Origin of the sequence: Micromonospora sp. DT228, assembly GCF_049841595.1 — a bacterium.
In the GTDB taxonomy this organism is placed as follows: Bacteria; Actinomycetota; Actinomycetes; order Mycobacteriales; family Micromonosporaceae; genus Micromonospora.
This window is the reverse complement of the sequence record NZ_JBNCKO010000025.1, coordinates 43,898-67,163: the sequence shown is the minus strand read 5'-3', so window position 1 is coordinate 67,163 and position 23,266 is coordinate 43,898. Positions and strand designations below refer to the sequence as shown.

Annotated in this window: 19 protein-coding genes and 2 pseudogenes; 9 read left to right on the top strand and 12 right to left on the bottom strand. The window is 69.7% G+C overall.

Annotated elements, in window-relative coordinates; genetic code table 11:
• Positions 1–168: 168 nt before the first annotated feature.
• Positions 169–429 carry a hypothetical protein gene (locus tag ACLQ29_RS32550; protein WP_425775208.1) on the top strand — a complete coding sequence of 87 codons (261 nt, stop codon included), beginning with the start codon at positions 169–171 and terminating at the stop codon, positions 427–429.
• A 74-nt stretch (positions 430–503) separates the two neighbouring features.
• On the opposite strand, the gene ACLQ29_RS32545 is transcribed toward ACLQ29_RS32550, so the two are convergent.
• Positions 504–1,517 (bottom strand): LacI family DNA-binding transcriptional regulator, encoded by a 1,014-nt coding sequence (locus tag ACLQ29_RS32545; RefSeq protein ID WP_425775207.1) that lies wholly within the window; start codon positions 1,515–1,517, stop codon positions 504–506.
• 315 nt (positions 1,518–1,832) lie between these two features.
• Here ACLQ29_RS32545 and ACLQ29_RS32540 point away from each other — a divergent pair, with 315 nt between their 5' ends.
• The 6 genes from ACLQ29_RS32540 to ACLQ29_RS32515 all read left to right on the top strand — a co-directional run bounded on the left by ACLQ29_RS32540 (position 1,833) and on the right by ACLQ29_RS32515 (position 10,174).
• On the top strand, positions 1,833–2,186 hold the full coding sequence (locus tag ACLQ29_RS32540) for an L-rhamnose mutarotase (RefSeq protein WP_357556810.1): 354 nt from the start codon (positions 1,833–1,835) through the stop codon (positions 2,184–2,186).
• Entirely contained in the window at positions 2,183–3,364 is a 1,182-nt protein-coding gene (gene rhaI / locus ACLQ29_RS32535) for an L-rhamnose isomerase (RefSeq protein ID WP_425775206.1), read from the top strand. The genes ACLQ29_RS32540 and rhaI overlap by 4 nt, the downstream gene beginning before the upstream one ends.
• A 38-nt stretch (positions 3,365–3,402) precedes the next feature.
• Entirely contained in the window at positions 3,403–5,436 is a 2,034-nt protein-coding gene (locus ACLQ29_RS32530) for a bifunctional aldolase/short-chain dehydrogenase (RefSeq protein ID WP_425775205.1), read from the top strand.
• A 30-nt stretch (positions 5,437–5,466) separates the two neighbouring features.
• Entirely contained in the window at positions 5,467–6,906 is a 1,440-nt protein-coding gene (locus ACLQ29_RS32525) for a rhamnulokinase (protein WP_425775204.1), read from the top strand.
• Between the two features lie 478 nt (positions 6,907–7,384).
• Positions 7,385–8,872 (top strand): SGNH/GDSL hydrolase family protein, encoded by a 1,488-nt coding sequence (locus tag ACLQ29_RS32520; protein WP_425775203.1) that lies wholly within the window; start codon positions 7,385–7,387, stop codon positions 8,870–8,872.
• A gap of 51 nt (positions 8,873–8,923) precedes the next feature.
• On the top strand, positions 8,924–10,174 hold the full coding sequence (locus ACLQ29_RS32515; protein ID WP_425775202.1) for an SGNH/GDSL hydrolase family protein: 1,251 nt from the start codon (positions 8,924–8,926) through the stop codon (positions 10,172–10,174).
• A 107-nt stretch (positions 10,175–10,281) separates the two neighbouring features.
• On the opposite strand, the pseudogene ACLQ29_RS32510 reads toward ACLQ29_RS32515, so the two are convergent.
• The 3 genes and pseudogenes from ACLQ29_RS32510 to ACLQ29_RS32500 form a co-directional block, all read right to left on the bottom strand.
• Positions 10,282–10,554: pseudogene (locus ACLQ29_RS32510) on the bottom strand (non-reducing end alpha-L-arabinofuranosidase family hydrolase); the annotation flags it as partial.
• Positions 10,555–10,655: 101 nt separating this feature from the next.
• Positions 10,656–10,895 (bottom strand): hypothetical protein, encoded by a 240-nt coding sequence (locus ACLQ29_RS32505; RefSeq protein WP_425775201.1) that lies wholly within the window; start codon positions 10,893–10,895, stop codon positions 10,656–10,658.
• Positions 10,896–11,146: 251 nt separating this feature from the next.
• The gene (locus ACLQ29_RS32500) at positions 11,147–11,467 is read right to left on the bottom strand and encodes a hypothetical protein (RefSeq protein ID WP_425775200.1); all 321 of its coding nucleotides are present in this window, start codon (positions 11,465–11,467) and stop codon (positions 11,147–11,149) included.
• Positions 11,468–12,234: 767 nt separating this feature from the next.
• Between ACLQ29_RS32500 and ACLQ29_RS32495 the strand changes: the two genes are divergently transcribed.
• Positions 12,235–13,311 carry a cellulose binding domain-containing protein gene (locus ACLQ29_RS32495; protein ID WP_425775199.1) on the top strand — a complete coding sequence of 359 codons (1,077 nt, stop codon included), beginning with the start codon at positions 12,235–12,237 and terminating at the stop codon, positions 13,309–13,311.
• Positions 13,312–13,441: 130 nt separating this feature from the next.
• On the opposite strand, the pseudogene ACLQ29_RS32490 reads toward ACLQ29_RS32495, so the two are convergent.
• The 5 genes and pseudogenes from ACLQ29_RS32490 to ACLQ29_RS32470 form a co-directional block, all read right to left on the bottom strand.
• Positions 13,442–14,294, bottom strand: a pseudogene (locus tag ACLQ29_RS32490) (transposase).
• Between the two features lie 333 nt (positions 14,295–14,627).
• The gene (locus ACLQ29_RS32485; protein WP_425775198.1) at positions 14,628–15,536 is read right to left on the bottom strand and encodes an SDR family NAD(P)-dependent oxidoreductase; all 909 of its coding nucleotides are present in this window, start codon (positions 15,534–15,536) and stop codon (positions 14,628–14,630) included.
• Between the two features lie 47 nt (positions 15,537–15,583).
• On the bottom strand, positions 15,584–16,390 hold the full coding sequence (locus ACLQ29_RS32480; RefSeq protein WP_425775197.1) for a helix-turn-helix domain-containing protein: 807 nt from the start codon (positions 16,388–16,390) through the stop codon (positions 15,584–15,586).
• 409 nt (positions 16,391–16,799) lie between these two features.
• Positions 16,800–17,657: an NAD(+)/NADH kinase gene (locus ACLQ29_RS32475; RefSeq protein WP_425775196.1), complete on the bottom strand. Its 858-nt coding sequence runs from the start codon at positions 17,655–17,657 to the stop codon at positions 16,800–16,802.
• A gap of 114 nt (positions 17,658–17,771) precedes the next feature.
• Positions 17,772–17,972 (bottom strand): hypothetical protein, encoded by a 201-nt coding sequence (locus ACLQ29_RS32470; RefSeq protein ID WP_425775195.1) that lies wholly within the window; start codon positions 17,970–17,972, stop codon positions 17,772–17,774.
• Positions 17,973–18,203: 231 nt separating this feature from the next.
• On the opposite strand from ACLQ29_RS32470, the gene ACLQ29_RS32465 reads away from it, so the two are divergent.
• Complete coding sequence (locus ACLQ29_RS32465) at positions 18,204–20,066, top strand: S8 family peptidase (protein ID WP_425775194.1); 1,863 nt, start codon at positions 18,204–18,206, stop codon at positions 20,064–20,066.
• A 60-nt stretch (positions 20,067–20,126) separates the two neighbouring features.
• Here the strand turns inward: ACLQ29_RS32465 and ACLQ29_RS32460 are convergent, their stop codons facing one another.
• The 3 genes from ACLQ29_RS32460 to ACLQ29_RS32450 are packed head-to-tail and all read right to left on the bottom strand — an operon-like array spanning position 20,127 to position 23,230.
• On the bottom strand, positions 20,127–21,434 hold the full coding sequence (locus tag ACLQ29_RS32460) for a sulfate adenylyltransferase subunit 1 (RefSeq protein WP_425775193.1): 1,308 nt from the start codon (positions 21,432–21,434) through the stop codon (positions 20,127–20,129).
• Complete coding sequence (gene cysD / locus ACLQ29_RS32455; protein ID WP_425775192.1) at positions 21,434–22,360, bottom strand: sulfate adenylyltransferase subunit CysD; 927 nt, start codon at positions 22,358–22,360, stop codon at positions 21,434–21,436. Before cysD ends, ACLQ29_RS32460 begins: the two co-directional genes overlap by 1 nt.
• Positions 22,361–22,366: 6 nt before the next feature.
• Complete coding sequence (locus tag ACLQ29_RS32450) at positions 22,367–23,230, bottom strand: 3'(2'),5'-bisphosphate nucleotidase CysQ (RefSeq protein WP_425775191.1); 864 nt, start codon at positions 23,228–23,230, stop codon at positions 22,367–22,369.
• Positions 23,231–23,266: the final 36 nt, after the last annotated feature.

The window sequence follows — 23,266 nt, the reverse complement described above, 5'->3', positions numbered from 1 at the left end:
GACCCGCAGATCAACCCCGCGCAGAGCCCAGGCCCGCCGCCCCCCAAGCCGCCCCCCCAACCCCCCCCCCCCAACCCCCCCCCCCCCACCCCCCCCCCCCCCCGGGGGGCCCCCCCCCCCCCCCCCCCCCCCCCGACCCTCGGACACACCCGCTCTCACCTCGCCGACGTGTTCGGCGACTGGCGGGAGGAGATGCTCGTGCGGACTGTGGACAGCTCGGCGATCAGGATCTACCTGAGCACCGAGGTGACCCACCACAAGCTGTACACCCTCATGCACGACCCGCAGTATCGCGTCGAGGTCGCCCGTCAGCAGACCGCGTACAACCAGCCGTCGTACCCGGGCTTCCATCTCGGCTCGGACGTCAACTGGTCTCGGCTTCCGGTGCCCAGGATGCGGGTGCCGGGCGGCGTCGCGCCCGGCCACTAGCGCGATCCGTGGGCAGCGGTCCGGCCCCGGTGGCGCCACCACCGGGGCCGGGGACGCCGTCGTTCGGCGGCGAGTTACCGCCAGGGTCGTTCGCTGGAGCGACGAACGACCAGCTCGGGCTGGAAGACCACCTGCCGGTGCCGGTGCGTCGCGCCACCGTCGGCCTCCTCCAGCAGTAACTGGGCCGCCGTACGCCCGAGCTGCTCGCGCGGCTGGCGGACCGACGAGAGCGGAACCGCGGCCGCCCCGGCGAACTCGATGTCGTCGTACCCGACGATCGCGATGTCGTCCGGCACTCGCAGCCCACGCTCGGTCAGTTCCTGGAGCACGCCGAGAGCGAGCAGGTCGTTGGCGCAGAAGACGGCGGTGGGGCGAGCCGCGGTGGGCAGGGCGACCAGGTCCGCGGCGGCGCGCCGGCCGGCAGCCACGGTCAGGCCCTTCGTCTGGGTCACCCGCAGCTCACCGCGGTCGGCCAGCGCCGCCGCGGCACCCGCGTGCCGATCGGCCACCTGGGGGATGGCGAAGGGCCCGCCGATGTACGCGACCCGTCGGTGACCGCGTTCCAGCAGGTGCTCCATCGCCAGCCGGCCGCCCAGCACGTCGTCGACGGCCACCGAGCAGCGGTTGGCCTGGCCGCAGCCCCGGTCGACCAGGACGACGGGGATCCCCCGAGCGTGAAGACGCTCCAGGTCCGGTTGGACGCCGTGGCCGACCGGCGTGATGAGCACGCCCCGCACCCGCTGCTCCTCCAGCAGTTCGAGGTGCCGGTGTTCCCGGGCGCGGTCCTCGCCACTGCTACAGACGACGAGCATGGCGGCGGCCTCCTCGACGACCTGTTCGGCTCCCCGGACGACGTCGGTGAAGAACGGGTTGGCCACGTCGAGGACGACGATGGCCACCGTGCGACTCCGCCCGGCGCGCAGCTGCCGCGCGGAGTCGTTGCGGACGTAGCCCAGCTCGGCGATGGCGTCGAGGACCCGCTGCCGGGTGGTGGGGGTGACGGTGCTCGGCCGGTTGAGCACGTTGCTCACGGTGCCGAGGGACACCCCGGCGTGCCGCGCCACCTCCTTGATGCCTGCCGTTGCCATCGCTCCCTCGCCGGTCTGCGCCCAGGGTCGCCGGGGCCTTCCGCGCCGTCGACCCGACCGGAGAGTCTACAACACCTATGAAACGTTTCAGGGCGTGCTCTCGACGGAGGCGCGGCGGGGGGTCACGCCAACCGGGAGAATTGTTCGGGAAGCTCTTGACGCTCCCGAACGCCGCCCCTACCGTCCTCGTCGGGCATTATGAAACGATTCATTGGGCGGCTCGATCCGCCGCCGCCCTGCGATGCCCCTGACCTTCTGCGACAACGGCCAGCTCGACCAGTTCGCTGCAGCGCCGGCCGAGCCCACGGGAGAACCATGCCGCGAATCTGCTTCACCCTGCAGGTCGATCCGGCCCGCCTGGCCGAATACCGGGCCCGGCACGAGCGGGTCTGGCCGGAGATGCTGACCGCCCTCGCCGAGTGCGGATGGCACGACTACTCCCTCTTCCTGCGCTCCGACGGCCTGCTCGTGGGGTTCCTGGTGACCGAGGACTTCGCGGCGGCGCAGGCCGCCATGCGGGCCCGCGACGTCAACGCCCGCTGGCAGGCCGAGATGGCCCCCTTCTTCCTGCACCTCGACGAGGGCACGGCAGACCTGGCGATGCGACCCCTGCCGGAGGTCTTCAACCTTGAGGCGCAGCTCAACGCCCGGACGGGAGAACAAACATGAGTCGCTCCGACCCGTCGGCACCCGGCCGGATCAAGCGGGCCCTGCGCGCGCACCGCATCGAGACCCCGTCCTGGGCGTACGCGAACTCCGGCACCCGGTTCAAGGTCTTCCGGCAGGAGGGCGTGCCACGCGACCCGTACGAGAAGATCGCCGACGCGGCGGTGGTGCACCGGCTGACCGGGGTGGCGCCGACGGTGGCCCTGCACATCCCGTGGGACCGGGTCGACGACTACGCCGACCTGGCCCGGTACGCCCGGGACGAGGGCATCGCGGTGGGTGCGATCAACGCCAACGTGTTTCAGGACGACGACTACAAGCTGGGCAGCGTCACCAACCCCGACCCCGGGGTCCGCCGCAAGGCGATCGACCATCTGCTCGAATGCGTGGACATCATGGACCGCACCGGATCCCACGACCTCAAGCTGTGGTTCTCCGACGGCACCAACTATCCCGGTCAGGACGACATCCGCACCCGCCAGGACCGCCTGGCGGCGGCGCTGCGGGAGGTCCACGACCGGCTCGGCGAGCACCAGCGGCTGTTGCTGGAGTACAAGCTGTTCGAGCCGGCCTTCTACACCACCGACGTGCCCGACTGGGGCACCGCCTACGCCCACTGCCTGGAACTCGGGCCGAGGGCCCAGGTCGTCATCGACACCGGTCACCACGCCCCGGGCACCAACATCGAGTTCATCGTGGCGTTCCTGCTCCGGGCCGGGAAGCTGGGTGGCTTCGACTTCAACTCCCGCTTCTACGCCGACGACGACCTCATGGTGGGCGCCGCGGACCCGTTCCAGTTGTTCCGCATCATGTACGAGATCGTCCGAGGGGACGCCCTGCGCCCGGAGGCCGGGATCGCGTTCATGCTCGACCAGTGCCACAACATCGAGCCGAAGCTGCCGGCGATCATTCGGTCGGTGCTGAACGTGCAGGAGGCCACCGCCAAGGCGCTGCTCGTCGACACCGAGGCCCTCACGGCCGCGCAGCGGGCCGGTGACGTGCTCGGTGCCAACGCGGTGCTGATGGACGCGTACAGCAGCGACGTGCGCCCCCTGCTCGCCGAGTTGCGCGCCGAGTCCGGCCTGGATCCGGACCCCATGGCCGCCTACGCCCGGTCCGGCTACGCGGAGAAGATCCGCGCCGATCGCGTCGGTGGGCAGCAGGCCGGCTGGGACGCCTGAAACGCCGACGACGAATCCGGACAGGGGACAGGACGAGGATGCACTCCACGGTTCAGGCGTTGGTCGCCCGCAGTAACCGACTCGGCGCCGACCCGACCACCACCAACTACGCCGGTGGCAACACGTCCGCCAAGGGCGAGGCCGTCGACCCGGTGACCGGCCGCCCCGTGCCGCTGCTGTGGGTCAAGGGCTCCGGAGGTGACCTGGGGACCCTGACCGAGGACGGCCTGGCGGTGCTCCGGCTCGACCGGTTGCGTGCCCTGACCGACGTCTATCCGGGGGTCGAGCGGGAGGACGAGATGGTCGCCGCGTTGGACTTCTGCCTGCACGGCCGGGGTGGCGCGGCACCCTCGATCGACACGGCCATGCACGGCCTGCTCGATGCCCCGCACGTCGACCACCTGCACCCCGACGCCGGTATCGCCCTCGCGACCGCCGCCGACGGGCCCGCGCTGACCGAGGAGATCTTCGGGGACCGGGTCATCTGGGTGCCCTGGCAGCGACCGGGCTTCCAGCTCGGCCTCGACGTCGCCGCGGTGGCTCGCGCCAACCCGGGGGCCATTGGCGTCATTCTCGGCGGGCACGGCATCACCGCGTGGGGAGCCACCAGCGAGGAGTGTGAACGCCACTCGCTGGAGATCGTCCGCACCGCGCAGGCCTACCTCGACGAGCGGGGCCGGCCCGAACCGTTCGGTCCGGTGCTCCCCGGCTACCAGCCGCTGCCGCGCGACGAGCGGCGGGCCCGGGCGGCGGCGTTGGCGCCGGTCGTGCGGGGCCTGGCGTCGACCGACCGACCTCAGGTCGGGCACTTCACCGACAGCGATGTGGTGCTCGACTTCACCGTTCGCCAGAAGCACCCCGTCCTCGCCGCGCTCGGCACCTCCTGCCCGGACCATTTCCTGCGGACCAAGGTCCGCCCAATGGTGCTCGACCTGCCGCCGACGGCGCCGCTGGGGGAGACCGTCGCGCGGCTGAGGGACCTGCACGCCGCCTACCGTGACGAGTACCGCGCCTACTACGAGCGGCACGCCGGCCCGGACAGCCCACCGATGCGCGGCGCCGATCCGGCCGTCGTCCTCATTCCGGGCGTCGGCATGTTCAGCTTCGGACCCGACCGGCAGACCGCCCGGGTCGCCGGAGAGTTCTACGTCAACGCCATCAACGTCATGCGTGGCGCCGAATCCGTCTCCCGGTACGCGCCGATCGACGAGGCGGAGAAGTTCCGCATCGAATACTGGTCCCTCGAAGAGGCCAAGCTCGCGCGCAGGCCCAAGCCGAAGCCCCTCGTCTCCCGGATCGCCCTGGTCACCGGCGCCGGCTCCGGCATCGGCCGGGCCGTCGCCCACCGCCTCGCCGCCGAGGGTGCCTGTGTCGTCGTCAGCGACCGGGACGGCGGTGCCGCCACCCGGGTCGCCGCGGAACTGGGCGGTGGGGACGTCGCGGTGGCCGTAGCCCTGGATGTGACCGACGCCAGCGCGGTGGCCGCCGCGGTCCGCGCGGCCGTGCTCGCCTTCGGCGGCCTGGATCTGGTGGTCAACAACGCCGGCCTGTCGCTGTCCAAGGCTCTGCTGGACACCACCGAGGCGGACTGGGACGTGCAGCACGACGTGCTGGCCAAGGGCTCCTTTCTGGTCTCGCGCGAGGCCGCCCGGGTCCTCGTCGAACAGGGGATGGGCGGGGACGTCGTCTACATCTCCAGCAAGAACTCCGTGTTCGCCGGCCCGAACAACGTCGCCTACGCTGCCGCGAAGGCCGACCAGGCACACCAGGTCCGCCTGCTGGCCGCGGAGCTCGGCGCGCACGGGGTCCGCGTCAACGGCGTCAACCCCGACGCGGTGGTACGAGGCTCGGGCATCTTCGCCGGTGGCTGGGGTGCGCAGCGCGCCGCCGTTTACGGCGTGCCCGAGGAGAAGCTGGGCGAGTACTACGCCCAGCGCACCCTGCTCAAGCGGGAGGTGCTGCCGGAGCACATCGCCGACGCGGTCTTCGTGCTCACTGCGGGCTACCTGTCCCGCACCACCGGGATGCATGTGCCGGTGGACGGTGGCGTCACCGCGGCGTTCCTCCGCTGAACGCGCGCCGGTGGGCAGGGGAGCGACGTGATGGCGGGTGACCGGGAGGCGCGGTTCGCCGCCGTGGACCTGGGCGCGTCCAACGGGCGGGTCATGCTCGGGCGGGTCGGGCCGGGCAGCCTGCACCTGACCCAGGCGCACCGGTTCGGCAACGAGCCGGTGCGCGTCGGCGGCACCCTCCACTGGGACATCCTGCACCTCTACCGGAACATCCTGGATGGACTTCGAGCGGCCGGGGACGTGACCAGCATCGGTGTCGACTCCTGGGCGGTGGACTACGGGCTCCTCGACGCCACCGGTGCGCTGCTCGGCAATCCGGTGCACTACCGGGACCGGCGCACCGACGGCGTGGCCGACCGGGTAGCCGGGCGACTCGGGGAGGAGCGCCTCTACGCCACCACCGGATTGCAGCATCTGCCCTTCAACACGCTCTACCAGCTCGTCGCGTCGGCCGGCACGCCACAGTGGGACGCCGCAGATCGACTGCTGCTGATTCCCGACCTCGTGGCGTACTGGCTCACCGGCCAGCCGGGCGCCGAGATCACCAATGCCTCCACGACCCAGCTGTACGACCTGCGCCGCCGAGCCTGGGCCGTGGACCTGATGGCGGCGGCGGGCATCCGGGGCGACCTGTTCCCACCGCTGCGCGAGCCGGGCACCCGGATCGGCCCGGTCCGGCCGGACGTGGGCCTGCCCGGACGGCCCGAGGTGGTGGCGGTCGCCTCCCACGACACCGCCTCCGCCGTGGTGGGCGTGCCGTCGCAGGGGACACGCTTCGCCTATGTCTCCTGCGGCACCTGGTCCCTCGTCGGTGTCGAACTCGACGCCCCGGTGCTCACCGAGGCCAGCCGGCTTGCGAACTTCAGCAACGAGTCCGGTGTCGACGGCACCATCCGCTACCTGCGGAACGTGATGGGTCTGTGGCTACTTCAGGAGTCGGTGCGATGGTGGGGCCCGGTCGACCTGCCCGACCTGCTGCGCCAGGCGGCGGCGGAGCCGGCGTTACGGTCCGTGGTCGACCCGGACGACCCGGTGTTCCTGCCACCCGGTGACATGCCCGCGCGGCTCGCCGACGCCTGCCGGCGCACCGGCGCGGCGGTGCCGGAGAGCCCCGCCGCCACGGTGCGTTGCATCGTCGACAGCCTGGCGCTGGCGCACCGGCGGGCGGTTCACCAGGCTCAGCGGCTCTCCGGCCGGGACGTCGACGTCGTGCACATGGTCGGTGGTGGGGCCCGCAACGACCTGCTCTGCCAGTTGACGGCCGACGCCTGTGGGCTGCCGGTGATCGCCGGGCCGGTCGAGGCGACCGCCCTCGGGAACGTCCTGGTGCAGGCGCGGGCCGCGGGCACGATCGGCGGCGACCTGTCGGCACTGCGGGCCCTGCTGCGCGAGACCCAGCACCTCGTTCGGTACGAGCCCCGCGGCCACCAGGCGGCCTGGCGAGCTGCCGAAGCCCGGCTGGGCGGCTGAGGCTGCGTCACCGGGGCCGTCGGAGCGACACCGCTCCCGACAATTCATCGACCTTGTTCGATTGACAGTCTTTCTTGTCCAGGTCAAACTATATGACATATCCGGGAGCCAGTCGATCGTGCGGATGCCACAGAGCCCGAGGCCGGCAACGGGAAGGCGCGACGACCAGGGCAGTCCTCGTGGGCCGATGGCGGGACGGTGGCGCGTGCCACCAGGCGTCAGCGCGGCTGCGGTCGGTCGTCTCCGCCATGGCGTCGCACGTCGCGCCGTGGCGGCAATGGTGTGGACGCCGCCGACGACACGGCCGTCGTCGGCTGGCACTGCCACGGCCCATGCCACCCGTTCGGGGCCGAGGAGCCGCGATGGGTTCCAGGCGGGCGTCGCACGGTGCGGCCGCCAACGGGCAGCAGGCGCCCGACCGGGCTGACCTGCACCATCTCCGCATCGCTGACGTTTCCCCTGACCGAGGAGTTCGATCGTGCTCACTCCCAGACACCGCGGCGGACTGATGGCCGCCGCCGCGGCGGTCACCATGGCCGTTCCCGTCGTGGTCATGACCGCGGACGCAGCCGCGGCCGCAAACCGCTACGAGGCGGAGACCGCGCCGGCCACCTGCGCCGGGCTCATCGAGGCCAACCATGCCGGCTACACCGGCAGCGGGTTCTGCAACGGCGACAACGCGGTCGGGGCGGCGGTGCAGTTCACCGTCACCGCGCCGGCGGCCGGCACCGCCACCATCGGCATCCGGTACGCCAACGGCGCCACCACCGACCGCCCGGCGGACGTGCTGGTCAACGGTGTCACCGTCCGACCGGGCACCGCGTTCGGTCCGACCGGCGCGTGGGAGACCTGGACCACGAGGACGTTGACCGTGACGGTGAACAGCGGCAGCAACACGATCAGGTGGAACCCGACGACCGCCAGCGGCCTGCCCAACATCGACTTCCTGGACCTGGACAGCGGCGGCGCGTCCCCGAGCGCGACCGCCTCCCCGCCGCCCGGCCGGCCGCCGGAGTGCACCGGCGGCGCACCGGTCACCTGCCACTTCGGGCTCGCCCCCGGCAACTACACCGTCACCGCCTGGATCGGTGACCGCGCGTCGGCGGGCAACACGTCGATGTCGGTGGAGACGCGTCGACGGATCCTGCCGCCGATCAGCACCGCGGCCGGCACCGTAACTCCGTACGTCCTCACGGTCAACGTGCGGCAGCCGGAGGGTCAGCCGACCGGACAGGGCGGCACCGGCAACCCGGGTCTGGACCTGACCTTCGCCGGGTCGGCGCCGAGGCTGTCCGGGTTGACGGTCCAGCCCGCGAGCAACCCGCTGGTGGTCTACCTCGCCGGTGACTCGACGGTGTGCGACCAGTCCACCGTCCCGTACACCGGGTGGGGGCAGATCCTTCCCGCGCGGGTGGCCGCCGGCGCCGTCGTCGCCAACTACGCGGACTCGGGGGAGAGTTCCGGCAGCTTCCTGAGCAACTCGGCGTTGTTCCCCACGATGAAGCCGCTGATCAGGACCAACAACCTGGTATTGCTCCAGTTCGGGCACAACGACAAGTCGACGACCGTGTCGGCTTTCCGCGGCAACCTCACCTCCATGATCAACCAGGTGCGGGATCGGGGCGGTGTTCCGGTCCTGGTCACCCCGCCGGTACGGCGACTGTTCAGCGGCAGCCAACTCACCGGCACGGCGCTGCACATCAACGGGGTCGGCGTCAACCTGCCCGCCGAGATGCACAACCTCGGCTCCTCGCTCAACGTGCCGGTGATCGACCTGACCGCCAAGAGTGAAGCGCTCGTGGAGTCGCTCGGCCCTACCGACTCCGCCCAGCTCTATTTACGGCAGTCGGTGGACGGGGTGACCGACAACACGCACTTCTCCGAGTACGGCGCCGAGAAGATGGCGGACCTGGTCGTGCAGGGCATTCGCGAGCGCAACCTCCCCCTGGTCGCCTACCTGCGGTGAGCCGTCGACCCTCGCCGTTCACATCCCGTCCGAGGAACGAGGAGAGAACAGATGAAAGCCAAACTTTGTTGGCTCGCCGCCGGCCTTCTGCTCGTCGTCGCGCTCCTGGTGCCGCCGGGCAGCGCCACGGCGGCGTCGACCCGGTACGAAGCCGAAGCGGCACCGGCGGTCTGCACCGGCACCATCGACGCCAACCACACCGGATACACCGGAACCGGATTCTGTAACGGTGACAATGCCGTCGGCGCCGCCGTGCAGTTCACCGTTGACGCCGTGGTGGCCGGAACGGCCACGCTGGACATCCGTTACGCGAACGGCACGACCACGGCGCGGCCGGCCGACGTTTTCGTCAACGGTGTCCGAGCCCAGTCGGTTCCCCTGGACGGCACCGGTGCCTGGACGACCTGGCTCACCAGTACGGTGACGGTGCCGGTCACCACCGGCGCCAACCTCGTCCGACTCAGCCCGACCAGCGCGAACGGTCTGCCCAACGTGGATCGTCTCGACGTGACGGCGCCGGGCCCGAGTCCGAGTCCGAGTCCGTGCGCGCCTCCGTCGGCCAGCCCGACGTCCGCGCCGCCCCGGGTCACCGTCTGGCTGGCCGGAGACTCGACAGTGGCCGAGCCGTCGAGCGGTACGACCTGCCCGGTAGGCTGGGGTAACCAGTTCGCGCAGTACTTCAACGGGAACGTCGCGGTGCGCAACAGCGCGGTGGGCGGGCGAAGCATCCAGACGTGGCTCTACGACCCCAATGTCACAGGCACCAAGAATTCGGCAGGCGAGTGTGTCGTCAGCCCGCAGACCTACTCGGCGCGCTGGCAGGCCATGCTCGACCCGACCAACGGCATGAAGGCCGGTGACTACCTCTTCATCCAGTTCGGGATCAACGACTCAACCAGCGCCTGTCCTCGCCACGTCGGATCCGCCCGCTACCAGCAACTGCTGGGCGTGATGGCCAGCGCGGCCAAGGCGCGCGGCGCCCGTCCCGTCTTCCTCACGCCGGCGGCCGCGATCACCTGTTCCGGCGGCACGGCGGTCGGCAACCGCGGCTTCATCGCCGAGACGAACGCCGCCGCCAGCGCGAACGGTGTACCCGTCATCGACCTGCACAGGCTGAGCTACACGCTCTACAACAGCCTCGGCTTCTGTCCCTTCAACGGCGACTACGGGGCCGGGCCGGTGGGTGCCTTCTTCTGCAACGACCACACCCACTTCGAAACGGCCGGCGCACGGCAGATCGCCGGCGTGGTGGCCAGGGCGTTGCGGGACCAACAGATCCCCCTCGCGTCGTACCTGAGATAGGAACCGCTGGGTCGCCGCCGACGACCCGGACCTCGTGGTCACCCCCCGAGCGCGGGGCGGGCGGGCTCGGTCGTGTGCCGAACTTGCCCGCCCCGCCGTTGTCATCGTCAGCGTTGCAGCGTCAGCAGACCCGGCCGGTACGGCAGCAGGCCGTAGTGATCGCCGGAACCGGGAGAACGCCCCTGGTAGAGCCGTTGCAGATTGCAGGCGTCAACGGTCATGGTCTGGTCGGCGTTGCTGCGGATCAGTTCGCCGTGACTGATGTCGTTGGTTCAGGTGGCGCCGCTGTCGGCCTTCCGGGCGATCGGGTTGCTCTCGGACGTAGCCTGCGGCGTCCACGTGCCACCGAGGCTGGTGGCCGTGAACGAGCGGAAGTAGCGGAGGCCAGTGATGATGGTGACGCGGGCATGTCTCACGTCGGCAATTCGCGCAGCGGACAGCGGTTGCGATCCTTTGGGCGGGCGAGTCATCGCGCAGCCGCTCACGGCTCGTCGAAGTAGCCCTCTTCCTCGCCGAGTAGCAGCGGCACGTCGTACACCGATGCCCCGGGCAGTGCCCGTACGTAGCGGACGCGGTGGCGCCACCTTTGGTGCTCGAACGCCATGTCAGCTTCGATCTCCGCTACCAGGTTCGGCTCCACCTGCACGTACCGCAGCGGCTGCGGCCGCTCCCACTGTCCAGACCAGGATGCGGGCAGCGGCTCCGGCCAGGGGTGCAGCACCGGGGCACCGCGGCTTTGCGCCGTCCGCAGCGGCGACAGCATCCCGCCGAACTCCTCGCGCTGCTCGAGGCTGAGCGGGTGGGTACGGCCGATGTACCGCAGCCGCCCCGCCGATCACGCCTAACGAGCAGTACGGTGTCCGGGTGGCGAAGGGTGCCTGTCACCCCGCCGGCGACCGCTTCGGTGGTGATGGGGGTGCGGTACTTCCGCCAGCCTCGCCTGCCGGGTTCGTAGCGGCCGGTCAACCGTAGCTACACCACCCCCTCGATGCCCGTGGCGACGGTCCAGTTTGTCAGCCAGTCCCACACCTCCCGCACGTCCGTTGTTTGCGGCGTCAGGGTGAGCTGAGGCGGCGCGTCGACGAGCAAACGCTCCAGCCGGGCCCGCCGCTCCGAAAGGGGCAGGCTCAGGAGCAGTTGGCCGCCCGCGTCGGCGAGCAGGTCGAAGAGCACGTAGCGAGCGGGGCATTCGCGGGCCACGCGGAGAAGCCCGCGGCCGGCGGTGACGCGCCGCTGCAACTGGGCGAAGTTCGTCCTCCCGCGCTCGAACACAATCAGCTCACCATCGAGCACCGCGCCGACCGGAACCGCTGCCCGGATCGCCCGAGTGATGTCGGGAAGTAGGTGATCAAGTTCCGCCCGGCCCGAGACTGGAGGTACACCCCGTCGTCATTCGCGAAAGGCGATCACCCGCCACCCACTTGGGTTGATGCACGAGGCCGGGGCCCTCGGGCACGGCGTCGACCGGCGTGGCGAGCACCGGCGCGACCGGTCGGCGCAGCGCCGCGGCCGCGCTGGCCCAGCGCCGGCCGCACCCGAAGTGCTCACCGGCGCCGGAGAGAGACGAAGGGCTGTGACCTGTGGTGATGCGCTGGAGCGGTGCGCGTAACCTCCCAGTAGAGGTCGAAGTGGTCAAGCGATCTGCTCACGGGATGGCTGGCGCCGGCCGGCGTCTCGGACACGCCTAACGCCACGCCTGTGGGTTTGCGATAGGTCGATGTGAAGCGTTGTGGGGGACTTGCTGGGGTCGGCTGCGGTTTCGTCATCTGAGACTCAAATCCCGCAGGCAACGCCCTGACCAGGCGCTTCGTTGCGTTCTTTGACGCGAAGTCGCCAGGACCTGGCGGTCAGTCGCGGTCCAGGCGGGAAGCTGCGCTATCCACTCTTCGGTCTGCTCGGCGCTGTGGCCGCTACCGATCAGCCATGGGTGAGCTGTCCGTTGTCCCGCCGGCGGCAGGACTGCCGGCGGCAGGACTGCCGTGCGTGCCTTGACAGGAAGGCGGAGCAGCAGGACAGTCGACATATTCATAGACAACAAACTATTTACGGCGAGGTGTGCCATGCGGAAATCGCTGACTGCTGTGGCCGCCATCGCTGTTGCCATGGTCGCGATGATGGCCGCGATCTCACACGCCAGTGCGGCGAACGCGGCGGCCGGGTGTCGGGTGAACTACGTCGTCACCAGCCAGTGGACCGGTGGCTTCCACGCCGACATCGCGGTCACCAACTTGGGTGAGCCAGTCAACGGGTGGACGCTGCGGTTCGCGTTCCCTGCAGTCGACCAGCGGCTCACGCAAACCTGGAGCGCCACCTGGGCCCAGGCGGGCCAGCAGGTCAGCGCGACCAATCTGGGCTGGAACGCGACCCTGGGCACCAATGGCTCCGCGAACATCGGTTTCGTTGGCGCCTGGTCGGGCAGCAACCCCATACCGGCGTCGTTCACGCTCAACGGCGTCACGTGCACCGGCGGCGTCCTGCCCAGCATGACGCCGACCCGCACGACCACACCGCCGGTCGCTGACTACCCGGCGATCGTCACCTGGCTCAGCCCGACCGCCGGCGCGGTGTACACCACGCCGGGAACCGTCCCGCTGGCGGCTACCGCGACCGTGGGAGGCGGACACGGCATCACCTCGGTGTCGTTCCGGGTGGACGGCGTCACGGTGGCCCGGGGGGTGAGGACGACCGGTGACCGGTACGAGGCGCTGTGGACACCACCGATCGGGGAGCCCGGCACCAGCACCACCTTCGTGCTGTACGTCTCGGCCGGCACCGACCAGTCGCTGCCTGGCGCTGCGCCGCCGTTGCTGGTCACGGTGGTGACGCCGGCGTCCACCGGCACCAACCACCCGCCGGCGGCGGCGTTGAGCACCCCCGGCGGGCAGACCTACTTCCTCGAACCGACGACCGTCACGCTGGTCGCCGACGTCGCCGACACCGATCCCGGGGACCTCGTCAGCCGGGTGGAGCTTTACCTCGGCGCAACCCGGCTGCCCGTGACGCCGACCAACAGCGGACAGCGCTACCAGTTCCAGACGGCCCTGTCGGCCGGCACGTCGTCCACCTTCACCGTGCGGGTCCACGATTCCCACGGCGGCCTCGGCATCTCGAACCCGCTGACCTTCACCATCCGTTAGCGCCTCGGCCCTCCGTCAAGGCCAACCAGGCCGGTCGTCCGCCGCGTAGCTGCGGACATCGGAGCCCTCACGCCCCCCATCGTTTCCGCGACGGGGGCTGTCTCGCTAAAGGTGTTTCCGGCGATCTTGGTTAGTAGGTTTCAGCGGCTGGGAAGCGGTCGCTGAAGGTGATGGCGAAGGCGTTCAACGCGGGTTTCCAGCGCATCGTCCATCGGGTTCTGCCTGCTCCGGTGGGGTCCAGGGACCGGGTCACCAGGTACAGACACTTCAACGCGGCCAGCTCGTTGGGGAAGTGGCCGCGGGCTTTCACAGCCCGCCGGTAGCGGGCGTTCAACGACTCGATCGCGTTCGTGGAGCAGATGACGGTGCGGATCTCCACGTCGTAGTCGAGGAACGGGATGAACTCCGCCCAGGCGTTGTCCCACAACCGGATCACCGCCGGATACCGCCCGCCCCACTTCTCCGCCAGGTCGTCGAACGCGGCCCGGGCCGCCGTCAGTGATCCGCGAAATGGTCTCCTTGCTGACCGAGGCGCCATAGATCTCGGCGAAGTGCGCACTGATCTCCCCGGTCGTCAAGCCCTTGGCATACAACGACAACACCACCTCGTCGACCCCCGACAACCGACGCTGCCGCTTCTTGACGATCTGCGGCTCGAACGTGCCCGCCCGGTCCCGAGGAACGTCGATCTGCACCGGCCCGGTGCTATCGGTCAGCACCGTCCTCGCCCTGGTGCCGTTACGGATATTGCCCGAGCCGGCGCCGTCGGGTTCATGTTTGGCATAACCGAGGTGCTCGGTCATCTCCTCGTTCAACGCGGTCTCCAGGACCGTCTTAGTCAACTGCCGAAGCAGCCCCTCCGGACCCGTCAGCGACAAGCCCTGTTCCTTGGCCGCCCGGACCAACTCGACGGCGGCCTTCGCCTCCGCCGACGGCTCCGCCCGCTTCTTCCGTCCAGCCTGATCGTTCTGCGTCGCGGTCATCACGGCACCCTCCTCACCAGGCACAACGCCCGGCAGGTCAGGCCGGAAACACCCTTAAATCCACAGACCCTAGTGGACACAGCACTAGCCACCGATGGTGCGTGGGGTAGCTACCGGCGGTCCCCTGAGGCGTCGGCGTTGGCCATGAACGCCTGCCCCAAGGTGGAGGCCAGATGGCGGATCGGCAGGGCTGTCGGCGACGGTGTGCGGGCTGCCGTCAAGGGCGAGGTAGGAATCGGGTCGGCGGGCCCACACGTACAGATCGAAGCCCTTTGTCGGCGATCGCCCGCGCCATCGGTGCGCCTTGGTCGCCGAGGCCGATGAAACCGACGGTCATCGCCTCAGCAGACCGTTGGCAACGTCCCACAGGCGAGCGGCGTTGTCGGCGTCGACGGCCCACGCGGCGACACCCTTGCCGAACATCTCTGGCGGGGCGGTCAGGGTCGGGGACTCGTTGCAGTCCTCGAAGTAGCGGCCGCCGACGCCGTCGAGCAGCGGGGAAGCGGCGAGCAGGACCGAGGTGGCCGCGCCCTGTGGCGGGGTCTTGCGCAGGTGTTCGGGTGTGCGCAGGCCGCCGGTGTGCTTTTGCAGGCCGGTAGCGATCGCACCGGGGTTGAGCGAGTTGGCGACGATGCCCTCGGCGTTCCACCGGCGAGTGGCCTCGACGGCGAGCAGGACGTCGCCGGTCTTCGACTGGCCGTAGGCGGTCCAGGGGTTGTAGTCGCGGTGGACATAGTCGATGTCGTCGTAGGTGATGTCGGACATGAAGTGGGCGTTGGAGGAGACCGACACGATCCGTGCCTCGCCGGCGGCCGCCAGGACGTCGTGCAGGCCGACGGTCAGCGCGAAGTGGCCGAGGTAGTTGGTGCCGAACTGCAGTTCGTGGCCCTGAGCGGTGAGCCGCCGGTCGGGTACGGCCATGACGCCGGCGTTGTTGACGAGGATGTGCAGCGGGCCCTGCCAGGCGCGGGTGAAGGCGTCGACCGAGTCGAGGTCGGCCAGGTCGAGGGGGACAACCCGAATGTTGCCCGGCGTGCTCTCGGCGACCTGAAGGCCCGCCTTCACGTCGCGGGTCGCGATGGTGACCTCGGCGCCGGCCGTGGCCAGGGCGCGGGTCGTCTCGCGCCCGATGCCGGTGGCGCCGCCGGTCACGATGGCGCGTTTGCCGGTGAGGTCGACCCCGGCGAGAACCTCGTCGGCGGTGCTCTCGAACCCGAATGGGGTGGTAATCAGATTGGACATGTCGAGGACGGTACGGCCGTGCGGGCGGACATACCTGGGGTTGTCGTTCATAGGAACGTGGCGCGCAGTTTCGCCAGTTTCGACTCCGACTCGCTGCCGGAGCGGGCGTGATGGATGACGAGGAACTGGGCGTCGGTGCCGGTGATGTGCAGCCGCTCGTACATCAGCTCGAGGTCACCCACGGCCGGGTGGTGCAGGGTCCGAACGCCGGCGGCGGTCTCCCTCACGTCCTGCCGGTCCCAGATGGCACGGAAGTCGTCGTCGGTGGTGCGCAGCTCCTCCACCAGATCCTTGAGCTGCTCGGAGCCGGCGTCCGCGCCGAGGACGAGTCGGGCGTTGGCGACGACCTCGGCGACCACCGTGGACCACTGGTCGTACATTGCACGGACCGTGGGGTCGGTGAACGCCACCCGCAGCAGGTTGGCCCCTTCGGGCTGGCCCGGGAACAGCGCCTTGGCGAGCGGGTTGGCGGCCAGGACGTCCAGGTATTTGCCGTGGGCGAAGGCGGGCACCTCGTGCAGCCCCTGGATCAACAGGCGGATGCCCTCCGGCAGTTGCTCGCGATCGTCGGAGGCGGGGGTGGTCCGGGGCTGGTCGGCGAGCTTGCGCAGGTAGCTCGCGCCGTCCTCGTCCAGTTGCAGGGCACGGGCGAGCGCATCGACCACCTGCGGGGACGGGCTGTCGTTGCGGCCCTGCTCCAGACGCACGTAGTAATCGGGGCTGATCGAGGCCAGCTTCGCCACCTCCTCGCGGCGCAACCCGCGGACGCGCCGCAGCTTGCCGTCGCGTTCGACGGGACGTAGGACAGCGCGCCGCGCGCGGAGGAAGTCACCCAGGGGCGTCGGCTCTGGCACGGGAACAAATCTACCTATGACCGAGCCCTTTCGTACGGACACGCCGACCCAGCCCAGGCGGGTCGGTCGTCGTGGCGAGGCTCATCTGCGAGGTTTCGGCCAGCACGCCGGGTTGCGGTGCCGCCGGGGCGTTCGCGTTGATGGCGATGCCGCAACCCTGCTTCTGCGCCTGGGCGGCCGTTGGTGTCGAGGTAACGAGCGTTGGGTGCCCGGTCACCGGCGATGACGCTGGGGGACTCCTCGCCGCTGTCGGCAGCCAGAGGGGCCGCCGCGGTAGTTGAGGGCGAGCTGGCGTTCGTGGTGTTTGCGAGTGACATCCCCGGTGAAGGCGTAAGCCACGAAGCTCCGCCCGGACGTTACCGCTCTGCAGGCAGGTGCAGGTGCTGTAGGTCGTCTGGGACTGGTAGATCTAACCGGTATACCAGCAGTCGCCGGGGTCGAGGATCCCGTGTACGCGCCCGTCGACGACGACGGTGACCTGACCAGATCGCGGGAGCACCTGCACACCCACGGGCTCGTCCGGGGCGGTGACCATGCTGCGGTTGAACGCCATGTGCGGGGCGACCGGGGTGAACACGAGGGCGTCGAGGCGCGGCGAGAGGACCGGTCCGCCTGCGGCGAAGGAGTACGCGGTGGAGCCGGTCGGCGAGGCGACCATGACGCCGTCGGCGGAGTAGGTGGCGAACAGCCGCCCAGACAGGTACACCGCCACGCTGGTCTGGCGGTCTCGGCCGAGCTTTTCGAACACGACGTCGTTGAGGGCGCTCAGGCCCAACGGGACACCCCAACCCACCTCGTCGGGCGCGCCCGGCCGGGGAAGGGGCGGGACGGGATCGGGACCGCGGCCATAGCGCAGCAGGGTCCGCAGCTCCGGTGGGACCTGTAGCGGTCGCGACGCCCGGAGGGTGAGCAGCATGCGTTCCTGGGTGGGTGCGCGGCCGGTGAGGGCGGCGCCGAGCACCCTCGGCAGGTCCGTCGCGGCGAACGGGGTGAGGAACCCGACCCGGCCGGCCTTCACGCCGAGAACGGGCGCGTCAGCCTCGACGGCGACGGCCAATCCGCGTAGGAGGGTTCCGTCGCCGCCGATAGTGACGACGAGCTGCGGGGGCTGCGCCATGCCGGCCAGCACGTCGGCGGGGCTCTGCTCGTCCTGCCAGACATCCAGGGCCTGGGACGCGGCACCGTGCTCGGCGCAGATCCGCGACACCATCTCCGCCGTCTCGGCGGCCTGCGGTCTGGTCGGGTGTACGACGACGCCAACGAGCATCCGACTCTGCACGTCCTCTCGGCTATCGGCGTCATCTGACGTGACCACTGCGGAAATACTCTACGTACAACATCCACGGCAAGGCGTGAGGTATCCCGTGTTTACCGGAGCTGGTCAGATCAGCGAGACGATGGCTGCACCGCTGCGCCACCGTGATCGCGCCGGTCGTTCGCCGAGCCGGCCGTTGTCGACGTACTTGTTCATGATCGGCAGGTACGAGCCCCAGATCGAGCCGTAGACCACGCTGCCGACGGTGACGTAGGCCGTTTCCGGCCGCACGGTCAGGCCGAAAGCCGATGGCATCCGGGCCAGCACGCCGCCGACGGTCGGGCAAGGCGTGAACCGACGTCAACGCAACGGAGCCATCACGATTCCCTGTGCTGTGGACCGAACTGCCATACCTTGACCTCCATCTGACGAGTGGTATGGAAGATTCGGGATCTGTCTTTCACTTCTGCTATTGAGTAATCTCATTTCCAATCGGGCATCATCGATTCCTCGTCGTGGGCGAGTGGACGAACGGGTGCCGATCGGAGGGAGGGGAGAATGTATCTCCCGAAAAGATCAATTGTGGTGGGCGCCGTCGCGATGCTGGCACTCACCGCCGCCACGCCAGCCGTGGCGGCGGAACCGGAGGGCAACATCCGTAGTGCCGGCGGTGCCACGGCTGTCAGCGACAGCTACATCGTGGTGTTCAAGGAGAGCGCGGTGGGTCGGGCGCAGGTCGGCGCCACGGCCAGCCGGCTGGCTGGCCAGCACGGCGGAGCGGTCGCTCGGACCTACTCCACGGCACTACGCGGCTTCGAGATCACGGCCGGTGCCAAGGCGGCGGCCCGGATTGCCGCGCACCCCGACGTCGCGTACGTCGAGCAGAACCACACGGTCCGCATCTCCGGGACGCAGTCGAACCCCCCGTCCTGGGGCCTGGACCGCGTCGACCAGCGGAACCTGCCGCTGGACAGCTCGTACACCTATCCGAACACCGCGACAAACGTGCACGCGTACATCATCGACACGGGCATCCGGTTCTCCCACAACGACTTCGGTGGCCGGGCAACCTCCGGCTACGACGCGGTCGACGGCGGCTCCGCCGACGACTGCAACGGGCACGGCACGCACGTGGCCGGCACCGTCGGCGGCTCCTCCTACGGCCTGGCCAAGGGCGCGCAGTTGGTCGGCGTACGGGTGCTGAACTGCTCCGGCAGCGGCACCAACGCCGGTGTGATCGGCGGCGTCGACTGGGTCACCGCGAACGCGATCAAGCCGGCGGTGGCGAACATGAGCCTCGGCGGCGGTGCGAACAGCTCGCTCGACACGGCGGTCCGCAACTCGATCGCCTCGGGGGTGACCTACGGCCTGGCGGCCGGCAACGACAACGGCGCGAACGCCTGCAACACCTCGCCGGCCCGGACGACAGAGGCGATCACGGTTGGCTCGACCACCAGCACCGATGCCCGGTCGTCCTTCTCCAATATCGGCACCTGCCTGGACCTCTTCGCGCCCGGCTCGTCGATCACCTCGGCCTGGTACAACAGCGACACCGCGACCAACACGATCAGCGGCACGTCGATGGCCACCCCACACGTGGTCGGTGCCGCTGCCCTGGTCGCCTCCGCCAACCCCACCTGGACCCCGGCGCAGGTCCGGGACTACCTGGTGAACAACGCGACAAACAACGTGGTGACAAACCCCGGCACCAACTCCCCGAACAAGCTGCTCTACGTGGTCAACGACGGCACTCCACCCGCAAACGACTTCTCCGTCGGGGTGTCGCCGACGGCCGGCTCGACCGCGCCGGGCGGCTCGGTCAGCGCCACCGTGAGTACCGCGACCACCAGCGGCTCGGCGCAGTCGGTGAGCCTGTCGGCGAGCGGGCTGCCGAGTGGCGCCACCGCCTCGTTCAGTCCCGCCACGGTGACCTCGGGAGGTTCGTCCGCGCTCACCATCGCCACCTCGGCGAGCACTCCTTCCGGCACCTACAGCGTCAGTGTCACAGGTTCCGGTACCGCGGGTACGCGCAGCGCCACGTACTCGTTGACGGTGACCGGCTCGGGTGGCGGCGGCTGCTCGGGCACCAACGGCACCGATGTGGTGATACCCGACAGCAACACGGCGGTGACCAGCGGCATTGTCATCACCGGCTGCGACCGTAACGCCTCCTCGGCGTCCACGGTAGCGGTCAATATCGTGCACACCTTCCGCGGTGACCTGATCATCGATCTGGTGGCACCGGACGGTACGGCCTACCGGCTGAAGAACCAGAGCTTCTTCGACGGTGCCGACAACGTCAACACCACCTATACCGCGAATCTCTCCACCGAGCCGGCGAACGGCACCTGGCTGCTTCGGGTGCGAGACGTCTTCTCCGGTGACACCGGCTACGTCAACGCCTGGACCCTCACGCTCTGAGACGTGCCGAAGGGCCCTTTCCGCTCCGATTTCCGGTAGCGGGAAGGGCCCTTCCGTAGGTCAGTTGGTGTCGACGATCATTCCGGCAGCGATGGTGCGGTTGGTGGTTTCGTCGATCAGGATGAAACCACCGGTGGTGCGGTTACGCCGGTATTCGTCAGCGAGGAGCGGGACGGTCGTACGCATGCGAACGCGGCCGATTTCGTTGAGTCCGAGTTCGGTGGCAGCCTCGTCACGATGCAGCGAGTTCACCTCGAGTCGGTAGTGCAGTTCGCGGATCACTGCCCGGGCGGAACGGGTGGTGTGCTTGATGGCGTACGTCGCGCCGGGACGGAGCGGATTGCTCTCGTCCATCCAGCAGATCATCGCCTCGATGTCCTGCGCGACCGCCGGGCCATTGTTCGGCCGGCAGATCAGGTCGCCCCGGGAAATGTCGATCTCGTCGGTCAACCGGACCGTGACTGACATCGGCGGATACGCCTCGGTGACCGGTCCGTCCGCGGTCTCGATCCCCGCGATCCGGGAGGTGAACCCGGAGGGAAGGACCAGAACCTCGTCCCCCGGCTTCAGCACACCCGAAGCGACCTGGCCGGCGTAACCCCGGTAGTCGGTCATCGTGGTCGACTGCGGGCGGATCACGTACTGCACCGGGAACCGGACGTCGACCAGGTTCCGGTCGGAGGCGATGTGCACCCGTTCCAGGTGGTGCAGCAGCGACGGGCCCTCGTACCAGGGGGTGTGCTCCGAGCGGGTCACGATGTTGTCGCCGTGCAACGCCGAGACCGGGACGACGGCGAGGTCCGGAACCTCCAACTTCGCCGCGAATGCGGTGAACTCGTCCGAGATCCGCTCGAACACCTCCTGCGACCAGTCGACCAGGTCCATCTTGTTCACACACAACACCAGGTGCGGCACCCGCAGCAACGAACACAGGAACGCGTGCCGGCGGGACTGCTCCACCAAACCCTTGCGGGCGTCGACGAGGATCAACGCCAGGTCGGCGGTGGAGGCGCCGGTGACCATGTTGCGGGTGTACTGGATGTGCCCCGGCGTGTCGGCGATGATGAACTTCCGCCGGGGTGTGGCGAAATACCGGTACGCCACGTCGATCGTGATGCCCTGCTCCCGCTCCGCACGCAGGCCATCGGTCAGCAACGCCAGATTCGTGTATTCGTCGCCCTTGGCCGCGCTGACCGCCTCCACCGCCGCCAACTGGTCGGTGAACAACGACTTCGTGTCGTAGAGCAACCGGCCGATGAGCGTCGACTTACCGTCGTCGACGCTGCCCGCCGTCGCGAACCGCAACAGGTCCATCGCCCGGTCCTCGGGCGCCGCGCCCTCGGCCACCGGCACCACTGTCGCGCCCATCAGAAGTAGCCTTCCCGCTTGCGGTCTTCCATCGCGGCCTCACTCACCCGGTCATCACCCCGGGTCGCCCCACGCTCGGTGATCCGGGTCGCCGCGACCTCCTCGATCACCAGGTCCACCGTGTCCGCCTCGGACAGCACCGCCGCCGTGCACGAGGCGTCGCCGACGGTCCGGTACCGCACCCGCGCCTTGAACGGCTCCTCCGACCCTCGGGGCGTGATGAACTCGTTCACCGCGTAGAGCATCCCGTCGCGTTCGATCACCGTACGTTCGTGGGCGTAGTAGATCGACGGCAACGCCAGCCGCTCCTGGGCGATGTAGTGCCAGACGTCCAGCTCGGTCCAGTTCGACATCGGGAACACCCGGATCGACTCGCCCGGATGGTGCCGACCGTTGTACAACGACCACAGCTCCGGCCGCTGGTTCTTCGGATCCCACTGACCGAAGTCGTCCCGGAAGCTGAACATCCGCTCCTTGGCCCGGGCCTTCTCCTCGTCCCGCCGCGCCCCGCCGAACAACGCGTCGAACCGGTGCTTCTCCACCGCCGCCAACAACACGGGGGTCTGGATCCGGTTCCGCGTCCCGTCGGCGGATTCGCGGACCAGACCCGCCTCCAACGCCTCGGGCACGCTCGCGACCACCAACTGCAGTCCGAGTTCGGCCACCTGCTGGTCTCGGTAGTCCAACACCTCGTCGAAGTTGTGCCCGGTGTCGACGTGCATCACCGGGAACGGGATCCGGGCTGGCGCGAACGCCTTCTGGGCCAACCGGAGCATCACGATCGAATCCTTGCCACCGGAGAAGAGCAGGACCGGGCGCTCCAACTCGGCCACCACCTCGCGCATGACGAAGATGCTCTCTGCCTCGATCGCGTCCAGGTGCGACACCCGGTACGCCGCCGCGGGCGTCGTGTCGATTGTTGTCATCGCGTGTCAGCCGGCTGCCGTGGCCGGTGCCGGCCCGAGGGTCAGGTGTCGCCGCAGCGCGGCGAGGAGTGGCGCGGCCAGTTCCGGCCGGCAGACCACCAGGTCCGGCAGCCGGGGATCCGCCTCGTTGTAGCTCAACGCAGATCCGTCGATTCGGGAAGCGTGCAATCCGGTGGCCGTCGCCACCGCCACCGGTGCCGCCGAATCCCACTCGTACTGACCGCCCGCGTGCACGTACGCGTCGACCGTACCGTCGATCACCGCGGCGATCTTCGCCCCGGCCGACCCCATCGGCACCAACTCGGCACCAACCTCGTCCGCCAACTCCGTCAAGAACGCCGGCGGCCGACTCCGACTCGCCGCCAACCGGATCGTCCGACCGCTGACCGCCGTCGGTCGGGGTGGGGGTGTCTCGGTGCCGAGGGTACGGAGCTGGGCCGGCAGGGCGATGGCGCCTGCGACGAGGCGGTGCTCCGTCGCCGCGTTCCGTTGCCAGAGTGCGACATGCACCGCCCAGTCCGTCCGGCCCGGCTCGGAGAACTCGCGGGTGCCGTCCAACGGGTCGATGATCCATACCCGGTTGGCGGCCAGCCGCTCCGGCGGGGGGCTGGCCGCATCAGTGGCCCATGCCTGCCGTGCGCCGTCGTCTTCCTCCGAGAGCACGGCGTCGGCGCTTCTGCACCGGGCCAGTTCATCGCGCAGCAGTTGGTGCGACGCCCGGTCACCCGCGCGCTTCAGCGCGGCCGGGTCGTCGTGACCGTGCTCCGCGCGGACGCGCAGCAGCAGCCGGCCGGCCCGCTCGGCCAGCCAGGCGGCGAACGCGCCATCCGACGCGGGGACTGCTGACCTGGGAGATTCCAGCACGTTCATCGACGAGCACCTCCGATAGACGCGTTGACCGTGCCG